The sequence below is a fragment of the Microbacterium sp. 10L49 genome, from assembly GCF_056395125.1.
The window spans coordinates 657,134-679,885 of sequence record NZ_JBFTIW010000001.1 but is presented as its reverse complement, the minus strand read 5'-3'; the positions used below and the strand labels follow the sequence as shown (position 1 = coordinate 679,885).

Genomic DNA, 22,752 nt, shown 5'->3' with positions numbered 1-22,752 from the left:
GGCTCAGTACAGGCTCAAGGGCGCCGCACTCAGAGTGCGGCGCCCTTGAGCGTCGCCGCCTGAAGACCGGCGCCGAGGATGCGGGCGATCGCCCGCAGGCTGGCCGGTTCGTGCAGCCTGCGGCGCTGCTCATCGGGGCTCTCTTCGGCACCGGCCTCGAGGGGCCTGGCTGTGATCGTCGCCGACCAGGCGTCGGCGGCGGCCCGTACCGCGCCGTGATCCGTACCGGCGGGGAGGCAGGCGGCCAGCGCGCGCTCGACCGTATCGTGCAGCGCTCGGCGGTAGCGGGAGAGCGCAGTGGCGACCTCGGGGCGCACGTGGGACTCGTGCCAGAGGATCTCGCGCAGCACATCCGACGCCTCCCGGTCGCGCAGAACGCGCTCGCCCACGTTCATGAGCGTCTGCACGGGGTCGCCCCGCACCGCGAGCGGCGCCGCATCGAGGGCGGTGGTGCGCAGTCGCTCACCGATGAGCGCCGCGAGGATGTCGGGCTTGGTCGGGAAATAGTAGAAGAGCAGGCCCTTGGGCACCGCGGCGGCGTGCGCGATCCGGGCGGTGGATGTGCCGTCGAAGCCGTGGCGCGCGAAAAGCGTCTCGGCGGCGTCGAGGATCCTGGTGCGCGCGTCGCCGGCATCGGGACTCTCGGTCATGATGCTTCCTCAGAACGGTGCGGGACGGGGGCCTCCCAGCGTCCCGCACCCTGTGCGGCCGCGCAGGTCACGCGTGAGCCGCCGTGGGGCCGCCGTGCGAAGCACGGTGCGCCTTCTCGGCGGGCACGAGCGCCCAGAGCCCCGCGACCGCGCAGACGGCTCCGCAGATCCACGAGGTCCAGGCGGGACCTGTATCTCCGGCGTAGGAGCCGATCCATGGGGAGATGAAGAGCAGCGCTCCGATCGCGGCGAGGATCCACTCCATCGACACGAGACCGGGCGCTGCGAGGCTCCATACCCCGGCAGCGATCATCAACGCACCCAGAACGAGCATCATGGTCATCGACATGCCCATGGCGGGTGTCATCCAGATGCCCGCGACAGCGGCGACCAGACCGGCGGCGACCGCCACCCAGTCCTGCCAGCGTGTCCACTTCTTCATCGAACTCATCCTCCTTGCAGTCAGATGGCTCCCGAAAAGGGGGTCGCTCACGATTCTACCGCGTTGATTGACCGCCCGGTCAAAGAGGGCGGATCCGATGTCGGCGGTCTCCGCGAGAATGGATCCATGGGACGAGGTGACGGATCGGGGCGCATCGTCTCCGCGCCCGACGCCGACGACACCGGCACCGGGATCCTGCATGTCGACATGGACGCGTTCTACGCGGCGGTCGAGGTGCTGCACGACCCCACCCTGCGCGGGCTGCCGCTGATCATCGGATCCCCGGACGGGCGCTCCGTGGTGTCCAGCGCGTCCTACGAGGCGCGCCGCTACGGCGTGCGCTCGGCGATGCCGGTCTCGCAGGCGATCCGGCTCTGCCCCGCTGCGCGGATCGTGCCGCCGGACTTCACCAGGTACCGTGACGCGTCGAAGCAGGTCATGACGATCTTCGAGCAGGTCACGCCGCTCGTGGAACCGCTCTCGATCGACGAGGCCTTCCTCGACGTGCGCGGTGTGCGGCGCCTCTGGGGGAGCCCGGGGCGGATCGGCGCGATGATCCGCGAGCGTGTGCAGGACGAAGTCGGCATCAGCTGCAGCGTGGGGGTCGCCGCCACCAAGCACGTCGCAAAGATGGCTTCGACCATGGCCAAGCCCGACGGCCTGCTCGTCGTCGCCGCCGCCGACACCCTCGACTTCCTCGCCACCAAACCGGTGCGCGCGATGTGGGGCGTCGGACCGAAGACGGCGGAATCACTGGAGTCGCGCGGCATCCGACTCATCCGCGATATCCGCGCCACTCCGGCGTCGGCGCTCGAGCGGGTGGTCGGCCCCGCACTCGCGCAGCGCCTGCGCGAACTGGCCGAGGGTCGGGACCCGCGGAGCATCGAGACGAACCGCGTGGAGAAGAGCGTCGGGCATGAGGAGACGTTCGACATCGACGTCTCCGATCGCGAGGCGCTGCGCTCCGAGCTGCTGCGGCTGGCAGACCGGGTCGCCGCGAGGCTGCGCCGAGCCGGCTGGGAGGCCGGCACGGTGGCGATCAAGATCCGCTTCTCCGACTTCACCACGGTGAGCCGCTCCCAGACTCTTCCCGAGCCGACGTCCGTGGGTCAGCGCATCGGCGAGGTCGCGCGCACGCTGTTCGAGGCGATCGACAGGCGCGATCCGGTGCGACTGGTCGGCGTGCGAGCGGAGCGCCTCACGGACGCCGGCGGTGCACTCGGACTGTGGGACGACGATGCCGAGTGGCGGCGTATCGAGGACGCGCTGGACAGCGCGCAAGCGAAGTTCGGATCCGGCATGGTCACCCGCGCGCGGCACCTGGGTGCGCGTGCGGGACGGGGGTCTGCGCCGCATCCGCGCGCGCACGGTCTGGACTGATCCGGCGAGGCGCCGGTGCGCAAGCGCGACGCGGACGCGACCGGTGGTCGAGGCCGCCGGCGTGGGCTAGCGTGGACGCATGCCGCACATCGCACTCGAGCTTGGCAAGAACTCCGCGTCCTTCGGCGTCAAGAGCGCCTACGGCGAGCCCCAGGAGGTGGACGGCGCCCAGTTCACCCCGGTCGCGCTCACCTTCTCCGGCTTCGGCGGAGGCTCCGGCGGCGCTGAAGGCAGCGCCGAGGGCGAGGGCGGCGGTGGTGGCGGGATCGCGATCCCGCTCGGCGTGTACGTGCGCCGCGAGGAGGGGCTGCGATTCGAGCCGAACCTGGTCTCGCTACTGGCCGTCGCCGTGCCCTTCGTCTGGGTTGCGGGACGCGCGATCTCCCGCATCGTCCGTGCCCTCAAGAAGTGACGATCCGGTCGCACGCGCGCTGAGCGTCGCGGTCGCCCGCATCGCCGACGCCGTCCGTGCCGTGCAGGCCTCCAACCCAGTGGTGCTCGTGGATGGGCGCAGCGGAGCAGGCAAGTCCACTCTCGCGCGCCTCCTGGCCGAGCACTGGCCGCTGCGTACCGCTCCGCAGCTGATCGCCCTGGACTCGATCTATCCCGGCTGGGACGGAATGGACGCCGGCGCCGAGCGGGCTTACGAGCAGATCCTGCGTCCGCACGGACGTGATCTCGTCGGCACGTGGCAGCGCTACGACTGGGAGGCCGGAGAGTATGCGGAGAGTTATGCGGTCGACCCCTCGCGCGGAGTGATCATGGAGGGCTGCGGATCCCTCACTCCGCGAGCCGCGCGGATCGCTGACGTACGGGTGTGGGTCGAATCTCCCGAGGCGAGCCGCAAGCGCCGGGCATTGGATCGGGATGGCGAGCTGTTCCGCCCGCACTGGGAACGCTGGGCGAAGCAGGAGGTCGCGCACATCCGCCGAGACGACCCGATCGGGTACGCCACGCTGGTGGTCTCGATTCCGTAGCCGGTCAGACGCCGTCGAGCTCGTCCGCGGCGTCCACCAGCAGGTCGAGCCGGTAGCCCAGCCATTCGTACACCCCGCGCCGGGGATCGTCCGGGTCGGGGGAGGGGTCGGCCTCGATGCCGAGCCGCGAGGCGATGACGAGACGCAGGGACGCGAGCGTGCGCAGCCAGGGGTCGACTTCGGAACCGGCCAGCGACAGCTCTTGCTGCGGCGCGTCGGGTCCTTCTCCGAGTGCGACCAGCCCTGCCTGCACCACGCGTGCGTCGGCGGCGCGGCGGTCCAGCAGATCAGCACTGGTCGCATCGGCGAACTCGGCCGACGCGTCCGCGTCTTCCGGGTACACGACAGGTGTCAGTCGGTTCAAGGCCGCGTCCTCGCCGATCTCGGTGTCGCGAAGCAGCTCGAGGAACTGCTCGACGAGTTCAGCGAGATGCTGCGCCTCGATCGACTGCATCGGCAGGTGGATCCCGGATCCGGTCATCCCGCTCACTCTCCCGACCGGCGCACGGTCGCCCACAGCCCGTAGTCGTGCATGGCCTGCGCGTGCACCTCCATGGTCTCGCGCGGACCGACGGCGACCACGGCGTGTCCCTCGTTGTGCACCGCGAGCATGAGGCGGGTCGCGTAGTCCTTCGGATATCCGAAGTAGGTGCGGAACACCCGCACCACGTAGCTCATGAGATTGACCGGATCGTCCCAGACGACGAGCTCCCACGGCACGGCAGGTGCAGCCTGCAGGTCGAGTTGCTCATCGACGGCGGGAGTGAGGAGAGGCGCGCTCATGCCCACCCCATCTCGTGCAGCTGAGCATCGTCGATCCCGTAATAGTGCGCGATCTCGTGCACCAGCGTCGTGTGCACCTCGTGGCGCAGCTCCTGCTCGTCGCCGCACTGGGCCAGATGGGGTTCGCGGTACACGACGATGCGGTCGGGGAGCTCGCCCATGCCGTAGTTCCCACGCTCGGTGACAGCCAGGCCGTCGTATATTCCGAGCAGGTCGAGCGAGCCGTCCTCCGGACGATCCTCGACGACGAAGACCAGGTTCTCCAGGCCCTCGACCATCTCGTCGGGCAGGCGGTCGAGCTCATCCGCGACGAGCTCCTCGAACGCCTCCGAATCCATCTCCATGCCACCGGCGAGGTCGATCGTCATGTGCACACGGCGTCCGAGGTCGTTCAGGCCGATCCGCTGTTCCGTGTCGAGCAGAGCGCGGTAGAACGGCTGGTCAGGAGAGACGGTCTCCGTGAAGCCGAGCGACGCGTAGAACGGCGCGTTCCACGGCACGTCGGCGAAGGTGCGCAGCGTGACGGTGCGGTAGCCGCGGTCGGCGGCCTCGTCGAGAGCAGCCTCGACCAGTTCGCGTCCGTGGCCGCGGCGCGCGTGCGCCGGAAGCACGGAGAGCTGCTCGAGGTGCGCGTGGTCGTCTTCTGCGAGCACGTGCACGAAGCCCACGGGCGCGCCGCCCTCCTGTTCCGTGACGACGAGGACGAAACCCGGTTCGGACGCGCGGGCTGCACCAGAAGGTGCGACGCCGCCCAGCGCGGCGCCGAACAGGGCGGTGAACACGGTGTCGGCCTCGTCCTCGATCCGGGCGAGTTCTGCGAGGTCCGCATCTGTCGCGGTGCGCACGAAGGAGGCCATGGTTCGATGCTAGCCGTGACGCAGCTGCCGAAGACGCGGGGGTCCATGGAAACGGAAGAGGCCCGGATCCATAAGGATCCGGGCCTCTTCGATGGGGTGAGTAACGGGACTCGAACCCGCGACATCCGGCACCACAAGCCAGCGCTCTACCAGCTGAGCTATACCCACCATGTGCCTGCCTGAGCGGGCAACCTGACCAGTGTATTACAGGTTTGAGGCAAACTCTGACACGACGGCATCGGATGTCGCCTGCACCTCTTCGGTGGTCGGTCCGGGCTGGTCGATGAACACCGCTCGGCGGTAGTACTCCAGCTCCCGGATGGACTCCAGGATGTCGGCGAGGGCGCGGTGCCCGCCGTCCTTCGCCGGGGCGTGGAAGAAGACCCGCGGGTACCAGCGGCGCGACAGTTCCTTGATGCTCGACACGTCGACGTTGCGGTAATGCAGGTACTGGTCGACGTCGGGCATGTACTTCGCGAGGAACATGCGATCGGTGCCGATCGTGTTCCCGGCCAGCGGAGCCTTGCGCTCCTGCGGCACGAACCGCCGGATGTAGGCGAGTGTCTGTGCCTGCGCCTCGGCGAGGGAGACGCCGCCAGGGATCTCCTCGTACAGGCCGGAGGTGCGATGCATGTTCGTCACGAAGTCGTTCATCTGCGCCAGGGCGGCGTCGCTCGCGCGGATGACCACCTGGAACCCCGGATCCACCAGGCGCAGCTCGAAGTCGGTGATCACGACCGCGATCTCCACGAGTTCATCGATGGCGAGATCGAGCCCCGTCATCTCGCAGTCGATCCAGACCAGACGATCGTTCTCGGACGAAGAAACCATGCGGCCATCCTACTGAGCGCCGCCGACGCGCTAGCCTTGACGGGCGCCTCCGTAGCTCAGTGGATAGAGCAACGGCCTTCTAATCCGTCGGTCGCAGGTTCGAATCCTGCCGGGGGCACTTCTTCCCGGTGCTCAGCGGACGGCGCGGCGGTGCACTCTTGACGCGATCACGTCGACGATGAGCCAGCGCACCGCAGCGGCCGTGGTCAGCGCCCACGCGATCGAGCCGAGCACGTCGGTGGGGAAGTGCAGGCCGTCGCTGACCACGGCGAGGCCGATCACGACCGTCGCGATGATGCCCAGGACGATCGGCAGCCACGCGTACCGGGTGTCACGGAGCAGGAACCAGAAGGCGATCGCCAGGGCGACGATGTAGGCGGTGTGGCCGCTCGGGAACGATCCGTCGGTCTGCAGAGGCGAGAACGGGTGAGCCAGGAGCGACGCATCCGGCCGCGGGCGATCGACGAGGATCTTGACGGCCGCGACGGGCAGCCAGGTGAACGCGACGGTGAGCCCGAACAGGATCGCGATGCGCAGCGAGCGCGACACCGCCCAGACGATTCCGGCGATCACCAGCGTGATCGCCACGGCGGGCAGCGGTTCGATCGCCTTGTACACGAAGCTCGAGAAGGCGCCCCACGCACCGGTGTGCGTCGTGTTCAAGGCCGCGACCAGGCCCTGATCCGCCTGAGTCGCCTTCATCGCGAAGCCGAGTGCCACGACCGCCACCGCGCCTACCACGGCGACGATCAGCGCGACCAGCGGCCGCCGCGCTGCGCGCTCGATACCGGTGAGCGGGCGGGTACGGGAGCGTCGAAGCTCGGTCATGGTGGGATCTCTCTCGTCGCGTCCCTCGCGATGACGACACCGGAGGCGGCATCCGCGTTCGCGTGCGCCGGATCCATGTTCCGATGCCTGGCCTAAGGATTGGCCAAGAAACGAGCGAGGCACCGCTCCCGCCGGGTGGCGGAGGTCAGAAGCGCAGCGCGGCGACGGCGTCGTCGGCGCTCCAGAAGTCTCCGACGACGCGGAACGTGCCCGACGGGAGGTGCAGGCGCTCGGCGCGGTAGCGCAGGCCGAGGTCGTGCGGCATGATCCGCAGGTGTCCGCGGATCGCCCCGCGGCCGTTCAGTACGCGCCAGAGACGCTCTCCGGCGGGCTGCAGCGTCTCCACGGAGCGGGTGAGAACAGGCGTCGCCCAGCGGATGGTCGGTACCGGCGTGATGTTCGTGGTCATGGTTCCTCCTTCTGTTTTCGAACATAAGGACGGCCTCCGACATTCGCGCAAAGGGCCGGGATCCGGGCCGCGCGCACAGTCCCTACACTGTGCTGGTGACCGTGACTGTGTGGCTCTCGCTGGTGGTGGCGTGCGTGGTGATCAGCCTCACGCCGGGCGCGGGCGCGATCAACACCATGACCAACTCGCTCAACGAGGGATGGCGGCGCTCGATCTGGGGGATCATCGGGCAGCAGCTCGCGCTGGTGGTGCACGTGGCGATCGTCGCCGCGGGCGTGGGCCTTCTGGTCGCGCGCGTGCCGTGGCTGTTCGAGACGATCCGCTACCTCGGCGCGGCGTACCTCGTGTACCTGGGCATCCGGCTCATCCTCGCCCGCGTTCCCGAGGCTGCCGCGGATCCCGAGCAACTGCGACCGCCCGAGGGGCGGTGGCCCATGCTCCGCCGTGGGTTCTGGGTGAACCTGCTCAACCCCAAGGCCATCGTGTTCTTCCTCGCGTTCGTGCCGCAGTTCATCCGGCTCGACCGCGATCCGTGGCCGCAGTATCTGATCCTCATCGGGACGACCGTGGTGATCGACGTGGTCGTGATGTGGTTCGTCTTCGCCGCGACGGCGCAGAGCTTCCGCCGGCTCACCTCCAGTGCGCGGGGCCAGCGCACGCTCAACATCGTCTTCGGAGCGTTGTTCATCGCGGTGGCGACGCTGCTCCTGTTCGTGCACTGACCCGAACCGCGCTCGATCCTCCTCCACAGGACGCCACGTCGACCAGTTGCTCACCGGATGCGCGAAGCCGCCTCCACAGGGACGATCGGCGCGCCACGCTTTCCTGCAGGATCGGGGCCCGAACGGGTTCCGCGAGAGCAGAGGAGAACATCATGGCCGACACCATCACGGTGCTGGGAAACGTCGCGACGGACCCGGAACGAGGGGCCACCGCGACCGGCATCCCCACCCTGACCTTCCGGATGGCCACCAACCACCGCCGCCCGGACGGCGCCGGCGGTTGGATCGACGCCGGGACGAACTGGTTCGAGGTCAGGGCGTACCGGGCCCTGGCGGAGAACGCGGAGGCCTCGCTCACCAAGGGTGACGCGGTCGTGGTCGTCGGGCGCCTGAAGCTGCGTGAGTGGGAGGGCAAGGACGGCAAGCGGATCAGCGTGGAGATCGAGGCCGATTGCATCGGACCGGATCTGCGACGCGGCCGCAGCGTCTATCACCGGATGTCGCATCAGACGACGCCCGCCAGCGAGGACGGTGCGGCTGATCGCGACGGATCGGCGTTGGCGGTCGTCGGTGCCGGCGCGCAGGAGTCGACGGCGTCCGACGCGTGGGGGAGTGCAGGAAGCCAGGAGACGCCGTACTGATCGGACCGAGCGGGGGCGGGCGGGCAGGATCGTCGACGACGCGCGCCGCATAGACTCTGAGCGTGCGTGGATCCCGGGCTGTGGTCGTTCGAACTCCCGTGACCCGCCCCCTCGCGCTCTTGGCCATGGCCGCGACGCTCATCCTGAGCGGCTGCTCGGACGGTTCCCCCGTCCCGTCCTCATCGCCTGTCTCGACGCCGACCGCGACCCCGAGCGGCACGACCGCGTCGCCCTCCACCCCGCCTGCGCTGCACCCGGACGGTTCCGCCGAGGACAACCTTCCGGTGTTCGCCGCCGTCGTCGCGCAGGTCTGGGCCGGGGAGCGCCGCGCCTCGGGCTCGGCGTACATCGACGCGCTCGGCGCCGCGGGGTTCGCCCGAGCCGACATGGAGGTCACAGCGGACGAGTCGACCGTGGGCAACCCGGCGGAGAGCATCCAGTTCTCGGTGCGGTGGGGGAAGGATCGGTGCCTGGTCGGACAGGTCGGGCCGTCCACGGGGGATCCGGTCACTGCGGTGCTGCCGCAGGTGGACGGCGGTCGCTGCCTGATCGGCAGGACCGTGCCCGTCGCACCGTAGATCTCCTCGGGGAGGAAGGGCACCCGCCCCGGGTAGGCTGGAGTGTCGATCCCGCGGTGCACGGCCCGGGGAGCGACCCGCAGCCTTTCGCAATCGTCGTCACCACGACAGAAGGAGTGCCCTCGTGGCCGAATACATCTACTCCATGGTCCGCGCCCGCAAGGCGGTCGGCGACAAGCTCATCCTCGATGACGTCACGATGGCGTTCCTGCCCGGGGCGAAGATCGGCATGGTCGGCCCCAACGGCGCCGGAAAGTCCACCATCCTGAAGATCATGGCCGGGCTCGACACGCCCTCCAACGGCGAGGCCAAACTGAGCCCCGGCTTCAGCGTCGGCATCCTGATGCAGGAGCCCGAGCTCGACGAGTCGAAGACCGTCCTGGAGAACATCCAGGAGGGGGTTGCGATCAAGGCCAAGCTCGACCGTTTCAACGAGATCTCCGCGCAGATGGCGGACCCCGACGCCGACTTCGACACTCTGCTCGCCGAGATGGGCGTGCTGCAGGAGGAGATCGACGCGGCGGACGGCTGGGACCTCGACTCCCAGCTCGAGCAGGCCATGGATGCGCTGCGCACCCCGCCGGCCGATGAGCCGGTCACCAAGCTCTCCGGCGGCGAGAAGCGCCGCGTCGCGCTCGCGAAGCTGCTGCTGCAGAAGCCGGATCTGCTGCTGCTCGACGAGCCCACCAACCACCTCGACGCGGAGAGCGTGCTGTGGCTGGAGAAGCACCTGCAGGCCTACAAGGGAGCCGTGATCGCGATCACCCACGACCGGTACTTCCTCGACAACATGGCCGAGTGGATCGCGGAGGTCGACCGGGGCCGCCTGATCGGCTACGAGGGCAACTACTCGACCTACCTGGAGAAGAAGGCGGAGCGTCTCGACATCCAGGGCAAGAAGGATGCCAAGCTCGCCAAGCGCCTCAAGGACGAGCTGGAGTGGGTGCGGTCGAGCGCCAAGGGCCGCCAGACCAAGTCGAAGGCACGCCTGGCCCGGTACGAGGAGATGGCCACGGAGGCCGAGCGGACCAGGAAGCTCGATTTCGAGGAGATCCAGATCCCAGCGGGTCCCCGCCTGGGCAACGTCGTGATCGAGGCGAAGAAGCTGCAGAAGGGCTTCGGCGATCGCTCGCTCATCGACGGTCTGAGCTTCAGCCTGCCGCCGAACGGCATCGTCGGCGTGATCGGCCCGAACGGCGTCGGCAAGACCACGCTGTTCAAGACGATCGTGGGCCTGGAGCCGCTGGACGGCGGCGATCTCAAGGTCGGCGAGACGGTGAAGATCAGCTACGTCGATCAGTCCCGCGCGAACATCGATCCCGACAAGACCCTGTGGGAGGTCGTCTCCGACGGCCTCGACATCATGATGGTCGGCAAGATCGAGATCCCGTCGCGCGCCTATGTCTCCAAGTTCGGCTTCAAGGGCCCGGACCAGCAGAAGAAGGCGGGCGTGCTCTCCGGTGGCGAGCGCAACCGGCTGAACCTCGCCCTCACGCTCAAGGAGGGCGGCAACCTCCTGCTGCTCGACGAGCCGACCAACGATCTCGACGTCGAGACCCTCGGCTCGCTGGAGAACGCCCTGCTGGAGTTCCCCGGCTGCGCCGTGGTGATCACGCACGACCGGTGGTTCCTCGACCGGATCGCGACGCACATCCTCGCCTACGAGGGCACCGACGAGAACCCCGACCAGTGGTACTGGTTCGAGGGCAACTTCGAGTCCTACGAGGCGAACAAGATCGAGCGGCTCGGCGCCGACGCGGCCAACCCGCACCGCTCCACGCACCGCAGGCTTACGCGTGACTGACCCTTCGACGGCCTCAGGGACCGCTGCGGAAGCTCCCCTGACCGCGGCTCCCGAGGGGGCCGCGGCGGGGGAGCGTCTGCACATCCCGATCCACCTGCGCTGGGGCGACCTGGACGCCTTCAACCACGTCAACAACACCTCGATGCTGAAGCTGCTCGAGGAAGCTCGGGTGCGGGCTTTCTGGCGCCCGGGGGAGGGCGAGCACGGCCCGAGCACGGCCGTACTGAGCTCGGGGCTCGACGCCGGTGTGATCACGCTCGTCGCCCGGCAGGAGATCGAGTATCTTGCGCCCGTGCCGTACCAGCGTCATCCCCTCGAGGTGCAGATGTGGTTCGGAAAGCTCGGCGGATCCAGCATCGAGGTCTGCTACGAGGTGTACAACGACGCGGCGTTCGAGGAGCGGGTGCTGTACGCGCGCTCGACGGCGATCATCGTGCTCGTGGACGCAGCGACCGGTCGTCCCACTCGGATCGGCCCGGAGATGCGCGAGGCATGGTCGCCGTTCTCCGGACCGTCGATCGTCTACGCGCACCGCTGAGTGCGGTCGCGGACTGGCCGGGCCGTCGTCGACGGGCCCGGCTGATCAGGCCTCCGGCACCCGGATCGTGATCTCCTGGGCGACGCTGGCCACCAATGCGCCACCGCGATCGTAGATCCGCCCTGTGGCGAGGCCCCGGCCTCCGCGGGCGTTCGGCGACTCCTGCACGTACAGCAGCCAGTCGTCGACGCGCCCCGGGCGGTGCCACCACATGGCGTGGTCCAGGCTCGCGACCTTCAGGCCAGGCACATTCCAGCTGAGCCCGTGGGCGCGCAGGATCGATTCCTGGATCGACATGTCGCTGAGGTACGCCAGCGCCGCGCGGTGCAGGGCAGGATCGTCCGGGAACGGCGCGCGCATGCGCATCCACACCGCCTGGTGCGCGGACTTCTCGGCGCCCGCCGCACCGAACAGCGGGCCCTCCACATGACGCATGTCCACCGGCCGATCGGTGAGCATGCGCTTGGACAGGGGATGGATCCCGTCGGACAGCTCCTCGTCGGGGACGAGGTCTTCGGGATCCGGGATGCCGTCGGGCATCGGCGCTGCGTGCTCGATGCCCGGGTTCTCGTCCTGGAACGATGCGATCATCGAGAAGATCGGCACCCCGTTCTGATAGGCCTGCGCCCGCCGCGTCGAGAAGGAACGGCCGTCGTGGATCCGGTCCACGGCGAAAGTGAGGCCTTGGGAGGCGTCCCCGGCGCGCAGGAAATAGCCGTGCATGGAGTGCGGGGCGCGGCCATCCGGCATCGTCCGCTCCGCCGCGATGAGGGACTGGCCGAGCACTTGCCCGCCGTAGATCCGCCCCGTGGGCATCGGGTGCGAGACGCCGGTGAAGATGTCCTCGGTGGTGCGGGCGTCCGAGGAGTCGAGATCGAGGATCCCCAGCAGCATCTCGACAGATCGGCGGGCGTGCTCGTCGGGCGTCATGGGATCCTCTCCGCGCCGCGACACACCGGGGGACCGGTCGCGGCCGGTTGCTAGTTTAGAGGGCGTGCCCACGCCGCTGATCCTCGCCGATGCCGACACTGCGCGTGATGCGCTCACCTTCGTCTCCCGGGCCGCGCGCGCCGGCGATGAAGGGGTCCGGCTACAGGCCGACGGAGGGGTGCTCGCGATGACGGCGGCGGCACTCGTGCCGCAGACCCTGTTCGACGCGACGCCGACGATCCTCGCGATGCGGATCGTCCGGGCCGACCCCGAGTTGCGGTGCGACATCGTGATCGACGAGCTCACCACCACCCAGGATCCACGCGCCCTCGCGCTTCCCGACACGGGCCGCAGCCCCTCCTGGGCCGGCGTCGCACCGCCCCGGAGCGGCTGGGCGACGGCGGGGACGCTCGGCGCCGACGTCATCGCGCAGCGTGCGCAGTGGGGCATCTCCGCCGTCGCGCACGGATCACCGGTCGGCGCAGGGGAGGACGCGGTCCGCGCGCTGCGTGCCGCCATCTGGGGCGAGCCCGACGAGGACCTCCTCGGGCTGCCCCGCGGCGTCGCGTTCGCCGCGCATGCCTTCGGCTTCATCTCCGGTGCCGAGCAGGTGCCGATCACCACCTCCGGCCGCTGGACGCGCCTCGCGTTCGCGCGCGGTCACGTGCTCAGCCGCGGGCCCGCCGCGGTGGGGCTGACGCCGGTGCGCTCGACCGGCGCCGCCGGCTGAGGCGCAGCACGAGTCGGGCGGCGCGTCCGGGTTCACGCCGCGGCGGTCAGCGCCGGACGACCGTGATCGTCGGAGGGGATGCGAGGCTCTGACCGACCACGCAGTACCGCTCGGTCGACGCGGCGATACGTTCCAGGCGTCCTTCGTCGGCGTCGCTGTCGATCGTGATCGTGACGGCGATGTCGCCGACGCCGACCGGCACCTCACGGTCCAGACCGAGCGTGCCGCGTGCGTCCCAGCGGCACTCCGCCGCGAGTTTGACGTTCTGCACGGTCACGCCCATCGCCGTGGTGACGGCGCGGAACGTCACGCCGACACAGCCCAGCAGCGCCTGCATGAGGAGGTCTGCCGAGCACGCATCGGATCCGTCGCCCCCGGTCGCGGGGTGCTGTCCAGCGCGGACCGGCCCCGACCATCCGTCGATCGTCGCGGTGATGCCGGGGTCGCGATAGTCGCCGGTCGCACCGGAGATCACCCTCGCCAGTTCCGGATCCTGCCGGTAGCGCTCCTTGAGCGGAGCCTGGCGTGCTCGCAGCTCTTCCGCGTCCATGCCGCGATCATGGCACTCCCGCCGCGCGAGGTCCAGGCGCTCGACGGGTGCTCAGACCGCCTGCGCCGCCGCGCGTCCGGCCTGGCGTCCCGAGAACAGGCAGCCGCCGAGGAACGTTCCCTCCAGCGCCCGATAGCCGTGCACACCGCCGCCGCCGAAGCCGCTCGCCTCGCCCGCGGCGTAGAGCCCCGGCACGGCTGCACCGTCGCCGCCGAGAGCGCGCCCGTCCAGGTCTGTCTCGATGCCGCCGAGCGACTTGCGGGTGATCACGCGCAGCCGCACGGCGATCAGCGGACCGGCGGACGGATCCTGCAGACGATGCGGGGCGGCCGTGCGGATCAGCCGATCGCCGCGGTAGGCGCGGGCCGAACGCAGCATCGCGATCTGCGCGTCCTTGGTGAAGTCGTTGTCGATCTCGCGATCCCGCGCGACGACCTCCTCGCGAACCCGCGCCGGGTCCAGGGCGTCTCCGCCCGGGAGTTCCTGCATGCGTGCGATCAGCCGGCCGAGGTCGTCCTCGACGATGAAGTCCTCGCCCCGCTCGAGGAACGCCTGCACCGGGTCCGTGGGGCCCTTGGCGAGCCGGGAGCGCACGAGCAGCGGTATGTCCTTGCCGGTGAGGTCGGGGTTCTGCTCGCTGCCGGAGAGAGCGAACTCCTTCTCCACGATCTGCCGTGTCGTCACGAACCAGGAGTGGTCGTGCCCGGTGGTGCGCAGGTGTGCCAGGGTCCCGAGTGTGTCGAACCCGGGGTACAGCGGCACGGGCAGGCGCCTGCCGGTGGCGTCCAGCCACAGCGATGACGGGCCGGGGAGGATCCGGATGCCGTGACCGGGCCAGACCGGATCCCAGTTGCGGATGCCCTCGACGTAGTGCCACATCCGATCGCCGTTGATGAGCCGTGCCCCGGCCGCCGCCGATACGGCCTGCATGGATCCGTCCACATAGGCGGGCACGCCGGTGAGCATGTCGGTCGGCGGTGCGCCCAGCCGTTCGGGCCATGCGGCGCGCACGAGGTCGTGGTTGCCGCCGATGCCGCCCGAGGTCACGATCGTCGCGCTCGCGGTGATCTCGAAGGCACCGATCGACTCACGATCGCTCTGCACGCCGCGGGCGGCGGCGGACGATGCGAGGATCTCGCCCTGTGCGCCCGTGACGACGCCGTCGCGGGCGGTGAGGGCGGTGACCCGGTGCCGTGGGAGCACGACCAGGCTCCCGGTCCGCTCCGCCTGCTCGAGCGCGGCCTGGAAGGGCGCCACGATGCCGGGGCCCGTGCCCCAGGTGATGTGGAAGCGGGGGACCGAGTTGCCGGGTCCGAGAGCGCCGTAGCCTCCGCGCTCGGCCCAGCCCACGACCGGGAAGAAGCCCACGCCGCGCTCCCGGAGCCATGCGCGCTTCTCGCCGCTCGCGAACTGGAGATACGCCTCTGCCCAGCGCCGCGGCCAGGCGTCCTCGTCGCGGTCGAAGCCCGCGTTGCCGAACCAGTCCTGTCGGGCGAGCTCGTAGGAGTCCGTGATGCCCATGCGGCGCTGTTCGGGGGAGTCGACGAGGAACAGCCCGCCGAAGGACCACCACGCCTGTCCGCCCAGGTTCGTCCGCGGCTCCTGATCCACCACGATCACGCGTCTGCCTGCGGCGGTGGCCTCCGCGGCGGCGACGAGGCCGGACAGCCCCCAGCCGATGACGAGGACGTCGGTGGAGTGAGTGGTCGTGGTCGCGGTCATGAGATCTCCGTCGAACTCGGTGTACGTGCGGTGGGCGCCGCTAGAGGACGGGGCGCCCGTCAGGGGTCGGGGCGCCCGTCGTGGTCGTGCGGCTCGGCTCGAATGTATTCACCATCGCATGCGCGGCGCGCTCGAGATAGTCCCACAGCGTCGCCTCGTGGATCGGCGAGAGGCGGGCGTCGTCCACGGCGGCGCGCATGCAGCGCAGCCAGCGGTCGCGGGCGTCCGGGTCGACGTGGAACGGCATGTGACGCATGCGCAGCCTCGGGTGCCCACGCTGCTCACCGTAGGTCGTGGGGCCGCCCCAATACTGCTCCAGGAACATGCGCAGGCGATCCGCCGCAGGGCCGAGATCCTCTTCCGGGTACATCGGCTTCAGGACCGGGTCGAGCGCGACCTCGCGGTAGAACACCTCGACGAGGCGCTGGAACGTCGCGTGGCCGCCGACCTCGTTGTAGAAGGACACCGGTTCACTCATCGTTCGTCTCCGGGGGTTTGCGGATCCTGCGGGCTCTGCGGATCGGGGAGCGGAGGGAGCGGCAGGCTCTGCGGGGCGGAAGGCGGCGTCTTCGGCTTCTCGGTCTTCGTCGGCGCAGGTGCGGTCGGCGCCGGTTTGGTGCGCGGTGGGGGCGTGGCCGTGGCGGGCTTCTCGCCCTCGGTCTTCTTCTTGCGCCAGAATCCGCGTTCCGGCACCGTGGGCGCCGTCGCGACCGGGTTCGGGCGGGTGCGCGGCGGGTTCGCGCCGTGCACCCGGCGGGCACCCTCGGGGCCGGCGAGCTGCACCGTGGCCATGCTGGGGACGGTCAGCTCCATGCCGAGCATGGCGTCGCGCAGCCGCATCCGCAGCTCGCGGGCGACGTCGTCCATCGCATTCGTGCGGGTCTTCATGACGACCCGGATCACGAGAGCATCGCCCTCGATCGACTCCAGTCCCCAGATCTCGGGCTTCTCGACGATGCGGGTGCGCCACTTCGGATCCTTCGCGAGCCCCTGGGCGGCGGCGAGCAGAGCGTCCTCGACCGCGGGGACGTCCGCATCCGCCGGCACCCCGAGGTCGATGATCGCGCGCGCCCATCCCTGCGACATGTTGCCGATCCGGGTGATCTCGCCATTGCGGACGTACCAGAGCGTGCCGTTCGCGTCACGCACCTGGGTGATCCGCACGCTGACGTATTCGACGACACCCGACGCGAGGCCCAGGTCGACCACATCTCCGATGCCGACCTGGTCCTCGGCGACGAGGAACATGCCGTTCAGCACATCTTTGACGATGTTCTGGGCACCGAAACCGAGGCCTGCGCCGACGGCGGCGGTGAGCAGCGTCAGAGACCCGAGCAGCGTGGGCTCGATGATGTTCACGATCAGGACGACAGCGACCACCACGAGGATCACGTTGACGATGTTCTGCAGGATGGTGCCGAGGGTCCTGGTGCGCTGTACGAGCCGCATGTCCGCGAGCGGGGAGCGCTCCAGCGCCCTTGTGTCGGTGACCTCGGCCTTGGACTTGGCGCCGGCGACGATCCGGCGGACGACGCGGCGGATCACGAAGCGGAGCGCATAGGCGATGAGGACGCAGACGACGATCGTGACGACGCTCCAGAGCGCCTTCATGCCGATCTTGCCGAGGACGTCGAGCGTCTGGGTCCACAGGTCTGCGATCTTGGCGGCCTGATCCTCGAAGGAGACGATATTCATCGTTCACGATCCTATGGCTGCGCCCCTTGGCGGGCTCTGAGCGTCGGCGGCGCTGCGCCGTGAGCCGGTGTTGTCCGCTCGGGACGCGACTAAGGGGCCGGAGGAGAGCAGTCTCCTCCGGCCCTTCCGGGTCGTGCGTCAGCTCTGCGCGGCCGCCGATTCGAAGGTCTCCTCATCGCGCGCCTGAGCGGCGAGCGCCCGCTCCACGTCCGCGAGGTTTTCGAACACGAGGCGGCGCAGCGCGGGCGCGGCGTCATGGTGGGCGGAGAGCCAGACGCGGGTCGCGTCGCGCAGGGCGGTGTTCGCGAGCGCCTTCGGGTACAGTCCCACGATCAGGTAGTTCGCGACCTGGAACGTGCGGCCTTCCCAGATCGGGAGTAGGGCGTCGAAGTACTGCGCGACGAACGGCTCGAGCAGTGCGACACCGGCCGGGTGGGTGAAGCCGAGGGCGGCGGAGCGGACGATCGTGTTGGACAGGTCGTCGTGCTCGACGAGCGAGGACCACGCGGCCTGCTTGTCCTCGGGCGTGGGCAGCGCGGCGCGGGCCTGCGCGGCGAACTCCGCGCCCTTGGCGGTGTTGTCGCCCTCGAGCGCGGCATCGATCGCGGCCCCGTCGACGGCGCCGACCGTGGCGAGGCCGACGAGCAGCTGCCACGACAGGTCGGTGTCGATCGTGAGGCCGTCGAGGGTGAGTGCGCCGTCGCGCAGGCGGCGCACGACGTCGGCGTGCTCGGGCGTGGTGAGCGAGTTCGCGAACGCCGTCACGAACTGCAGCTGGCTGTCGGAGGCGGCTTCCGCGCTCTGCGCGAGCGCCCACAGGCCGTCGGCGACCCGGGTGCGGGCGGCCTCACGGTGCTCCGGGGTGACGTACAGCGCGGCGGCGGTCTGCAGCTGGCTGAGCGTGGTGCGCACCGTGGTCGACTCGGTCTCGCGGCCGATGTTGCCCAGCACGAGGTCGATGTAGTCGCTCGCGGCGCTCTCGGCGTCGCGGGTCTGGTCCCAGGCGGCACCCCACACGAGCGAGCGGGCGAGAGGGTCGCTGATGTCGGCGAGGTGTGCGACGGCGGTCGCGAGGGAGCGCTCGTCGAGACGGATCTTCGCGTAGGCGAGGTCTTCGTCGTTCAGCAGCACCAGATCCGGGCGCTTCAGGCCCTGCAGTTCGGGAAGCTCCGTGCGGTCACCGTCGACGTCCACCTCGACGTGGTGGGTGCGCACGAGAGCGCCCGTCGCGTCGAGGTTGTAGAAGCCGATGCCCAGGCGGTGCGGGCGGATCGTCGGGTAGTCGGCGGGAGCCGTCTGCGTCACGGCGAAGCGCGAGATGGTGCCGTCCCCGGCCTCGGCGATGACGGGCGCGAGCGTGTTCACTCCCGCGGTCTCCAGCCACTTCTTCGACCAGACGGTGAGGTCGCGGCCGCTGGTGCGCTCCAGCTCGACGAGCAGGTCGCTGAGCTCGGTGTTCTGCCAGGAGTGCTTCTTGAAGTACTCGGAGACGCCGGCGAAGAACGCCTCGATGCCCACCCACGCGGCGAGCTGCTTGAGGACGGATCCGCCCTTCGCGTACGTGATGCCGTCGAAGTTCACCTGCACGTCGTCGAGGTCGTTGATCTCGGCGACGACCGGGTGCGTGGAGGGGAGCTGGTCCTGACGGTAGGCCCAGGTCTTCTCCATGGCGTTGAACGTCGTCCACGCCTCGGTCCACTCGGTGGCCTCGGCGGTCGCGATGGTCGACGCCCACTCGGCGAACGACTCGTTCAGCCAGAGGTCGTTCCACCACTTCATGGTGACGAGGTCGCCGAACCACATGTGCGCGAGTTCATGCAGGATCGTGACGACGCGGCGCTCCTTGACGGCGTCGGTCACCTTGCTCCGGAACACGTAGGTCTCGGTGAAGGTCACCGCGCCCGCGTTCTCCATGGCGCCGGCGTTGAACTCCGGCACGAAGAGCTGGTCGTACTTCGCGAACGGATACGGGACGCCGAACTTCTCCTCGTAGTAGGCGAAGCCCTCGCGGGTCTTGTCGAAGATGTAGTCCGCGTCGAGGTGCTCCCACAGGCTCTTGCGCCCGTAGACGCCGAGGGGGATCACGCGGCCGGAGGCGCTGGTCAGCTCGGAGAAGGTCTCCTCGTACGGGCCCGCGATGATCGCCGTGATGTACGAGGAGATCCGCGGGGTGGGCTCGAAGCCCCACGTCGCGACCGCGCCGTTCTGGTCGGACCCGGATCCGTTCGACGCGTCGTGGTGGATCGGTTCGGGGGTGGGGGAGTTCGAGACGACCTTCCACGCAGCGGGCGCGGTGATGGTGAACTGGAACGTCGCCTTCAGGTCGGGCTGCTCGAACACGGCGAAGACGCGGCGGGAGTCGGGCACCTCGAACTGCGAGTAGAGGTAGACCTCGCCGTCGACAGGATCGACGAAGCGGTGCAGGCCCTCACCGGTGTTGGTGTATTCGCAGTCGGCGTCGACGACGAGCACGTTCGAGCCCGCCAGGCCGTCCAGCGCGATGCGCGAGTCGGCGTAGGCCGTCGTCGGGTCGATCAGCTCGCCGTTCAAGGTGATCTCGCGCACCTCGCGCGCGATGAGGTCGATGAAGGTCGAGGACCCCTCGGTGGCGGTGAAGCGCACGACGCTGCGGGATCCGAACACCTCCGCGCCCTTGGTCAGGTCGAGCGCGATCTCGTACGACTCGGTGTCGACGATCGCGCGGCGCTCCTGCGCCTCGATGCGGGTGAGGTTCTCTCCAGGCACTGCTCAGACTCCCAGGGGGTGAGGGGTTCGGCCGCAAGATTCGCGCTGCTGGCGCCGGCGGCAACCGTCCCAGCCTACGCCAGAGCGCGTGTTGCGGTTTTTCGCGGGTGCCGCCGCCTCCAGGAGGGCATCGAGTCGGCGCACGGCCGTGGCAAAGGAAACTCAGGGGAAGATGGAAGGGTGAGTGCTCGAAACGTGACCGCAGCAACCGTTCCCTTCGCCTCCGCGCCCGCCGCGAGCGGGCCGGAGTTCGTGGAGACGCCCGTCGCCTATGACGGCATCCTGCTCGCAGGATTCGGCGGCCCGGAGGGGCAGGACGACGTGATCCCGTTCCTGCGCAACGTCACTCGAGGCCGCGGCATCCCGGATGAGCGGCTCGAAGAGGTGGCGCATCACTACCGGCACTTCGGTGGCGTGAGCCCGATCAACGCGCAGAACCGCGCGCTCAAGGCCGCGCTCGAGACCGAGCTCACCCGCCGCGGGATCGACCTCCCGGTGTACTGGGGCAACCGCAACTGGGCTCCGTACCTGTCCGACGCGGTGACCATGGCCGCCGACAGCGGGGACACCACGCTGCTCGCGTTCGCCACGAGCGCGTACAGCTCCTTCTCCAGCTGCCGTCAGTACCGCGAGGACTTCGCCCGCGTGCTGGAGGAGACGGAGCTCGGTGAGACGGTGACGATCGACAAGATCCGCCCGTTCTACGACCACCCCGGATTCGTCGCGTCCTTCGTGGAGGGCGTGCGCAACGCGATCGTCGGCTTCACGGCCGACGGCGTCGACGCCTCGGCGATCCAGGTCCTGTTCACCACCCACAGCGTGCCGACCGACGATGCGCTGCGTTCCGGCCCGCGCGACGTCGACTGGGGCCCCGACGGCGCGTACGCCGCCCAGCACGAGGCGGTCGCAGCCTGGGTCATGAGCCGCGTGGCCGAGCTGCTGCCCGCGGCCGCCGACGTGCCGTGGGAGCTCGTGTACCAGTCGCGCTCCGGCCCCGCCTCGCAGCCGTGGCTCGAGCCCGACATCTGCGACGTGATCGAGGAGCTGCCCGCTCGCGGTCGCACCGCGGTCGCCGTGGTCCCGCTCGGCTTCGTGAGCGACCACATGGAGGTGCTCTGGGATCTCGACACCGAGGCGAAGGACGCGGCCGCCGAGGCGGGCCTCGCTTTCGTCCGCACGCCGACCCCGGGGGTCTCCGACACCTTCGTCGCCGGCATCGTCGACCTCATCCAGGAGCGCCTGGAGGGGCGCCCGGCGGCGGATCGCGCGCACGTCACCGCGCTCGGTCCCGCGTTCGACGTGTGCCGTTCGGGGTGCTGCGAGAACATCCGCGCGGGGTTCAAGCCGGCTGCGGCCGGCATCGCTCCCTGACGGTTCCGCGGGGCCGCGTCACGGCGCCCCGCGGCGGTCGCGGCGCTCCGTAGGATTGAGGCATGCGCATCCACATCGCCACCGATCACGCCGGTCTCGAGTTCTCCACGCAGCTGCAGCACCACCTCGTGGAGGCGGGTCATGAGGTCGTGGACCATGGCCCCGTCGAGTACGACGCCGTGGACGACTACCCGGCGTTCTGCATCCGCGCGGCACAGGCGACGATCCGCGACCAGCGCGCGGGAGTCGAGGCGCTCGGTGTCGTCTTCGGCGGCTCCGGCAACGGCGAGCAGATCGCGGCGAACAAGGTCGAGGGCATCCGCGCGGCCCTGGTGTGGAGCATCGCGACCGCCGAGCTCGCGCGAGAGCACAACGACGCCAACGTGATCGCGATCGGCGCCCGCCAGCACACCTTCGACGAGGTCGCCGGCTTCATCGACCGCTTCATCGCCACGCCGTTCTCGAACGAGGAGCGGCACGTGCGCCGGATCGCGCAGATCGCCGACTTCGAGCGCGACGGATCGCTGCTCCCGGACCCGCGCGCCTGATGCCCGAGGGCCATTCCGTCCATCGGATCGCGCGGCAGTTCGCCCGCAACTTCGTGGGCAAGCCGGTCTTCGCGTCGAGCCCGCAGGGGCGCTTCGCGGAGGGTGCTGCTCTCCTCGACGCTCGTGCGGTGGAGAGCGTGCAGGCGGTCGGCAAGCAGATGTTCCTCGAGACCGAGGGGGATCTGTGGCTGCGCGTGCACCTGGGGCTCTACGGCGCCTGGGACTTCTCCGGCGAGATCCTCGTGGATCCGACGATCGCGTCGGCGAATGGGCGGATGGGTCAGACGAACCAGCGCGGCACTGACCTCGAGGCCCCGATCCTGGACGATGCCGGTGAGAACTCGCTGGCCTCCATCGGCGCCCCGCGCAAGACGCGCGTGCACGTGCGCATGTCCGAGGCCACCAAGGGGCTCGCCGATGAGGGAGCGGAATGGCCGCCGCCCGTGGTCGGACAGGTGCGCCTGCGCTTGATGACGGACGCGACCTGCGCCGATCTCCGCGGGCCGACCGCCTGCGTGCTGCAGACGCCCGACGAGATGCTCGCCACGGTCGCGAAGCTCGGACCGGATCCGCTGGTGGGGGACGTGGATGAGGGGGAGGAACGCTTCGTCGCCGCCGTCCGGCGCAGGGCGGTGCCGATCGCGCTCCTGCTGATGGACCAGGCCGTGGTCAGCGGGATCGGCAACGTGTATCGCGCCGAGCTGCTGTTCCGGGCTCGGCTGAACCCGCACACGCCGGGCCGCGATGTGCCCGAGGACACCGTGCGCGCGCTCTGGCGGGACTGGGTCCGTCTGCTCGCGATCGGCGTCGAGACCGGGCAGATGATGACCATGGACGACCTCACGGCCGACCAGTACCGGGCCGCGATGGCGCACCGCGACGACCGGCACTGGGTCTATCACCGCACGGGACTGCCGTGCCGTGTGTGCGGCACGGACATCGTGCTCGAGGAGATCGGCGCCCGCAAGCTGTACTGGTGCCCGCGCTGCCAGGCATGACGGATCCCGGTCGCTGAGGTTCT

26 protein-coding genes, 2 tRNA genes and 1 pseudogene are annotated in these 22,752 nt (G+C 69.7%); 13 read left to right on the top strand and 16 right to left on the bottom strand.

Annotated features, from left to right (window positions below):
* Window positions 1-29: 29 nt before the first annotated feature.
* Together AC1DCT_RS03310 and AC1DCT_RS03305 are read right to left on the bottom strand one after the other, a co-directional pair.
* The gene (locus tag AC1DCT_RS03310; protein ID WP_477228988.1) at window positions 30-650 is read right to left on the bottom strand and encodes a TetR/AcrR family transcriptional regulator; all 621 of its coding nucleotides are present in this window, start codon (window positions 648-650) and stop codon (window positions 30-32) included.
* Between the two features lie 67 nt (window positions 651-717).
* Window positions 718-1,092, bottom strand: coding sequence for an SPW repeat protein (locus AC1DCT_RS03305; RefSeq protein ID WP_440731961.1), 375 nt, complete (start codon window positions 1,090-1,092; stop codon window positions 718-720).
* 126 nt (window positions 1,093-1,218) lie between these two features.
* Here AC1DCT_RS03305 and dinB point away from each other — a divergent pair, with 126 nt between their 5' ends.
* The 3 genes from dinB to AC1DCT_RS03290 all read left to right on the top strand — a co-directional run bounded on the left by dinB (window position 1,219) and on the right by AC1DCT_RS03290 (window position 3,449).
* Complete coding sequence (gene dinB, locus AC1DCT_RS03300) at window positions 1,219-2,472, top strand: DNA polymerase IV (RefSeq protein ID WP_440731960.1); 1,254 nt, start codon at window positions 1,219-1,221, stop codon at window positions 2,470-2,472.
* A 79-nt stretch (window positions 2,473-2,551) separates the two neighbouring features.
* Window positions 2,552-2,884 (top strand): hypothetical protein, encoded by a 333-nt coding sequence (locus tag AC1DCT_RS03295; RefSeq protein ID WP_440731959.1) that lies wholly within the window; start codon window positions 2,552-2,554, stop codon window positions 2,882-2,884.
* A complete protein-coding gene (locus AC1DCT_RS03290) occupies window positions 2,868-3,449 on the top strand; it encodes a nucleoside/nucleotide kinase family protein (protein WP_477427446.1) in 582 nt (193 codons plus the stop codon). The genes AC1DCT_RS03295 and AC1DCT_RS03290 overlap by 17 nt, the downstream gene beginning before the upstream one ends.
* Window positions 3,450-3,453: 4 nt before the next feature.
* On the opposite strand, the gene AC1DCT_RS03285 is transcribed toward AC1DCT_RS03290, so the two are convergent.
* The 6 genes and pseudogenes from AC1DCT_RS03285 to orn all read right to left on the bottom strand — a co-directional run bounded on the left by AC1DCT_RS03285 (window position 3,454) and on the right by orn (window position 5,920).
* Window positions 3,454-3,930, bottom strand: coding sequence for a DUF2017 family protein (locus tag AC1DCT_RS03285; protein ID WP_477427444.1), 477 nt, complete (start codon window positions 3,928-3,930; stop codon window positions 3,454-3,456).
* A 5-nt stretch (window positions 3,931-3,935) separates the two neighbouring features.
* Window positions 3,936-4,232 (bottom strand): ATP-dependent Clp protease adapter ClpS, encoded by a 297-nt coding sequence (clpS, locus tag AC1DCT_RS03280; RefSeq protein WP_441978243.1) that lies wholly within the window; start codon window positions 4,230-4,232, stop codon window positions 3,936-3,938.
* On the bottom strand, window positions 4,229-4,576 hold the full coding sequence (locus AC1DCT_RS03275; protein ID WP_477427749.1) for a metallopeptidase family protein: 348 nt from the start codon (window positions 4,574-4,576) through the stop codon (window positions 4,229-4,231). The genes clpS and AC1DCT_RS03275 overlap by 4 nt, the downstream gene beginning before the upstream one ends.
* A gap of 111 nt (window positions 4,577-4,687) precedes the next feature.
* Window positions 4,688-5,089 (bottom strand): annotated as a pseudogene (locus AC1DCT_RS03270) (GNAT family N-acetyltransferase); the annotation flags it as partial.
* A gap of 92 nt (window positions 5,090-5,181) precedes the next feature.
* Window positions 5,182-5,257: transfer RNA gene (locus tag AC1DCT_RS03265), tRNA-His, on the bottom strand.
* 36 nt (window positions 5,258-5,293) lie between these two features.
* The gene (orn, locus tag AC1DCT_RS03260) at window positions 5,294-5,920 is read right to left on the bottom strand and encodes an oligoribonuclease (protein WP_440731955.1); all 627 of its coding nucleotides are present in this window, start codon (window positions 5,918-5,920) and stop codon (window positions 5,294-5,296) included.
* Window positions 5,921-5,965: 45 nt separating this feature from the next.
* Between orn and AC1DCT_RS03255 the strand changes: the two genes are divergently transcribed.
* Window positions 5,966-6,038 (top strand) — tRNA-Arg (locus AC1DCT_RS03255).
* A 14-nt stretch (window positions 6,039-6,052) separates the two neighbouring features.
* On the opposite strand, the gene AC1DCT_RS03250 is transcribed toward AC1DCT_RS03255, so the two are convergent.
* A complete protein-coding gene (locus tag AC1DCT_RS03250; RefSeq protein WP_441978244.1) occupies window positions 6,053-6,748 on the bottom strand; it encodes a phosphatase PAP2 family protein in 696 nt (231 codons plus the stop codon).
* Window positions 6,749-6,893: 145 nt separating this feature from the next.
* Entirely contained in the window at window positions 6,894-7,157 is a 264-nt protein-coding gene (locus tag AC1DCT_RS03245; RefSeq protein WP_477427441.1) for a hypothetical protein, read from the bottom strand.
* A 95-nt stretch (window positions 7,158-7,252) separates the two neighbouring features.
* On the opposite strand from AC1DCT_RS03245, the gene AC1DCT_RS03240 reads away from it, so the two are divergent.
* From AC1DCT_RS03240 to AC1DCT_RS03220, 5 genes are all read left to right on the top strand, one after another.
* Window positions 7,253-7,879 carry a LysE family translocator gene (locus AC1DCT_RS03240; RefSeq protein WP_440731951.1) on the top strand — a complete coding sequence of 209 codons (627 nt, stop codon included), beginning with the start codon at window positions 7,253-7,255 and terminating at the stop codon, window positions 7,877-7,879.
* Between the two features lie 152 nt (window positions 7,880-8,031).
* Complete coding sequence (locus AC1DCT_RS03235) at window positions 8,032-8,520, top strand: single-stranded DNA-binding protein (RefSeq protein ID WP_441978246.1); 489 nt, start codon at window positions 8,032-8,034, stop codon at window positions 8,518-8,520.
* Window positions 8,521-8,618: 98 nt separating this feature from the next.
* Window positions 8,619-9,098: a DUF6993 domain-containing protein gene (locus tag AC1DCT_RS03230; RefSeq protein WP_441978247.1), complete on the top strand. Its 480-nt coding sequence runs from the start codon at window positions 8,619-8,621 to the stop codon at window positions 9,096-9,098.
* A gap of 124 nt (window positions 9,099-9,222) precedes the next feature.
* The gene (ettA, locus tag AC1DCT_RS03225) at window positions 9,223-10,902 is read left to right on the top strand and encodes an energy-dependent translational throttle protein EttA (RefSeq protein WP_440731948.1); all 1,680 of its coding nucleotides are present in this window, start codon (window positions 9,223-9,225) and stop codon (window positions 10,900-10,902) included.
* A 37-nt stretch (window positions 10,903-10,939) separates the two neighbouring features.
* Entirely contained in the window at window positions 10,940-11,440 is a 501-nt protein-coding gene (locus AC1DCT_RS03220) for an acyl-CoA thioesterase (protein WP_441978271.1), read from the top strand.
* A 45-nt stretch (window positions 11,441-11,485) separates the two neighbouring features.
* Here AC1DCT_RS03220 and AC1DCT_RS03215 read toward each other — a convergent pair whose 3' ends face one another.
* Entirely contained in the window at window positions 11,486-12,370 is an 885-nt protein-coding gene (locus AC1DCT_RS03215) for an acyl-CoA thioesterase (protein ID WP_477427438.1), read from the bottom strand.
* Between the two features lie 64 nt (window positions 12,371-12,434).
* Here AC1DCT_RS03215 and AC1DCT_RS03210 point away from each other — a divergent pair, with 64 nt between their 5' ends.
* Window positions 12,435-13,100, top strand: coding sequence for a DUF8185 domain-containing protein (locus tag AC1DCT_RS03210; protein WP_441978249.1), 666 nt, complete (start codon window positions 12,435-12,437; stop codon window positions 13,098-13,100).
* 46 nt (window positions 13,101-13,146) lie between these two features.
* Here AC1DCT_RS03210 and AC1DCT_RS03205 read toward each other — a convergent pair whose 3' ends face one another.
* The 5 genes from AC1DCT_RS03205 to pepN all read right to left on the bottom strand — a co-directional run bounded on the left by AC1DCT_RS03205 (window position 13,147) and on the right by pepN (window position 19,812).
* Window positions 13,147-13,650 carry an OsmC family protein gene (locus AC1DCT_RS03205; protein WP_477427436.1) on the bottom strand — a complete coding sequence of 168 codons (504 nt, stop codon included), beginning with the start codon at window positions 13,648-13,650 and terminating at the stop codon, window positions 13,147-13,149.
* A gap of 51 nt (window positions 13,651-13,701) precedes the next feature.
* A complete protein-coding gene (locus AC1DCT_RS03200) occupies window positions 13,702-15,372 on the bottom strand; it encodes an FAD-binding dehydrogenase (protein ID WP_477427434.1) in 1,671 nt (556 codons plus the stop codon).
* A gap of 40 nt (window positions 15,373-15,412) precedes the next feature.
* On the bottom strand, window positions 15,413-15,850 hold the full coding sequence (locus AC1DCT_RS03195; RefSeq protein WP_441978254.1) for a globin: 438 nt from the start codon (window positions 15,848-15,850) through the stop codon (window positions 15,413-15,415).
* Window positions 15,847-17,067, bottom strand: coding sequence for a mechanosensitive ion channel family protein (locus AC1DCT_RS03190; RefSeq protein WP_441978255.1), 1,221 nt, complete (start codon window positions 17,065-17,067; stop codon window positions 15,847-15,849). Before AC1DCT_RS03190 ends, AC1DCT_RS03195 begins: the two co-directional genes overlap by 4 nt.
* Window positions 17,068-17,205: 138 nt before the next feature.
* Window positions 17,206-19,812, bottom strand: coding sequence for an aminopeptidase N (gene pepN, locus AC1DCT_RS03185; RefSeq protein ID WP_477427432.1), 2,607 nt, complete (start codon window positions 19,810-19,812; stop codon window positions 17,206-17,208).
* A gap of 195 nt (window positions 19,813-20,007) precedes the next feature.
* Between pepN and AC1DCT_RS03180 the strand changes: the two genes are divergently transcribed.
* From AC1DCT_RS03180 to AC1DCT_RS03170, 3 genes are all read left to right on the top strand, one after another.
* Window positions 20,008-21,183, top strand: coding sequence for a ferrochelatase (locus AC1DCT_RS03180; protein WP_477427430.1), 1,176 nt, complete (start codon window positions 20,008-20,010; stop codon window positions 21,181-21,183).
* Window positions 21,184-21,245: 62 nt separating this feature from the next.
* Window positions 21,246-21,731, top strand: a complete 486-nt coding sequence (locus AC1DCT_RS03175) for a ribose-5-phosphate isomerase (RefSeq protein ID WP_477427429.1) — start codon at window positions 21,246-21,248, stop codon at window positions 21,729-21,731.
* The gene (locus AC1DCT_RS03170; RefSeq protein ID WP_477427427.1) at window positions 21,731-22,729 is read left to right on the top strand and encodes an Fpg/Nei family DNA glycosylase; all 999 of its coding nucleotides are present in this window, start codon (window positions 21,731-21,733) and stop codon (window positions 22,727-22,729) included. Before AC1DCT_RS03175 ends, AC1DCT_RS03170 begins: the two co-directional genes overlap by 1 nt.
* The last annotated feature ends 23 nt before the right edge of the window (window positions 22,730-22,752 follow it).

Coding starts and splice junctions, on each gene's coding strand:
- AC1DCT_RS03310 (WP_477228988.1), bottom strand. CDS start 650: ATGACCGAGAGTCCCGATGCCGGCGACGCGCGCACCAGGATCCTCGAC.
- AC1DCT_RS03305 (WP_440731961.1), bottom strand. CDS start 1,092: ATGAAGAAGTGGACACGCTGGCAGGACTGGGTGGCGGTCGCCGCCGGT.
- dinB (WP_440731960.1), top strand. CDS start 1,219: ATGGGACGAGGTGACGGATCGGGGCGCATCGTCTCCGCGCCCGACGCC.
- AC1DCT_RS03295 (WP_440731959.1), top strand. CDS start 2,552: ATGCCGCACATCGCACTCGAGCTTGGCAAGAACTCCGCGTCCTTCGGC.
- AC1DCT_RS03285 (WP_477427444.1), bottom strand. CDS start 3,930: ATGACCGGATCCGGGATCCACCTGCCGATGCAGTCGATCGAGGCGCAG.
- clpS (WP_441978243.1), bottom strand. CDS start 4,232: ATGAGCGCGCCTCTCCTCACTCCCGCCGTCGATGAGCAACTCGACCTG.
- AC1DCT_RS03275 (WP_477427749.1), bottom strand. CDS start 4,576: ATGGAGATGGATTCGGAGGCGTTCGAGGAGCTCGTCGCGGATGAGCTC.
- orn (WP_440731955.1), bottom strand. CDS start 5,920: ATGGTTTCTTCGTCCGAGAACGATCGTCTGGTCTGGATCGACTGCGAG.
- AC1DCT_RS03250 (WP_441978244.1), bottom strand. CDS start 6,748: ATGACCGAGCTTCGACGCTCCCGTACCCGCCCGCTCACCGGTATCGAG.
- AC1DCT_RS03245 (WP_477427441.1), bottom strand. CDS start 7,157: ATGACCACGAACATCACGCCGGTACCGACCATCCGCTGGGCGACGCCT.
- AC1DCT_RS03235 (WP_441978246.1), top strand. CDS start 8,032: ATGGCCGACACCATCACGGTGCTGGGAAACGTCGCGACGGACCCGGAA.
- AC1DCT_RS03215 (WP_477427438.1), bottom strand. CDS start 12,370: ATGACGCCCGACGAGCACGCCCGCCGATCTGTCGAGATGCTGCTGGGG.
- AC1DCT_RS03205 (WP_477427436.1), bottom strand. CDS start 13,650: ATGGACGCGGAAGAGCTGCGAGCACGCCAGGCTCCGCTCAAGGAGCGC.
- AC1DCT_RS03200 (WP_477427434.1), bottom strand. CDS start 15,372: ATGACCGCGACCACGACCACTCACTCCACCGACGTCCTCGTCATCGGC.
- AC1DCT_RS03195 (WP_441978254.1), bottom strand. CDS start 15,850: ATGAGTGAACCGGTGTCCTTCTACAACGAGGTCGGCGGCCACGCGACG.
- AC1DCT_RS03190 (WP_441978255.1), bottom strand. CDS start 17,067: ATGAATATCGTCTCCTTCGAGGATCAGGCCGCCAAGATCGCAGACCTG.
- AC1DCT_RS03175 (WP_477427429.1), top strand. CDS start 21,246: ATGCGCATCCACATCGCCACCGATCACGCCGGTCTCGAGTTCTCCACG.
- AC1DCT_RS03170 (WP_477427427.1), top strand. CDS start 21,731: ATGCCCGAGGGCCATTCCGTCCATCGGATCGCGCGGCAGTTCGCCCGC.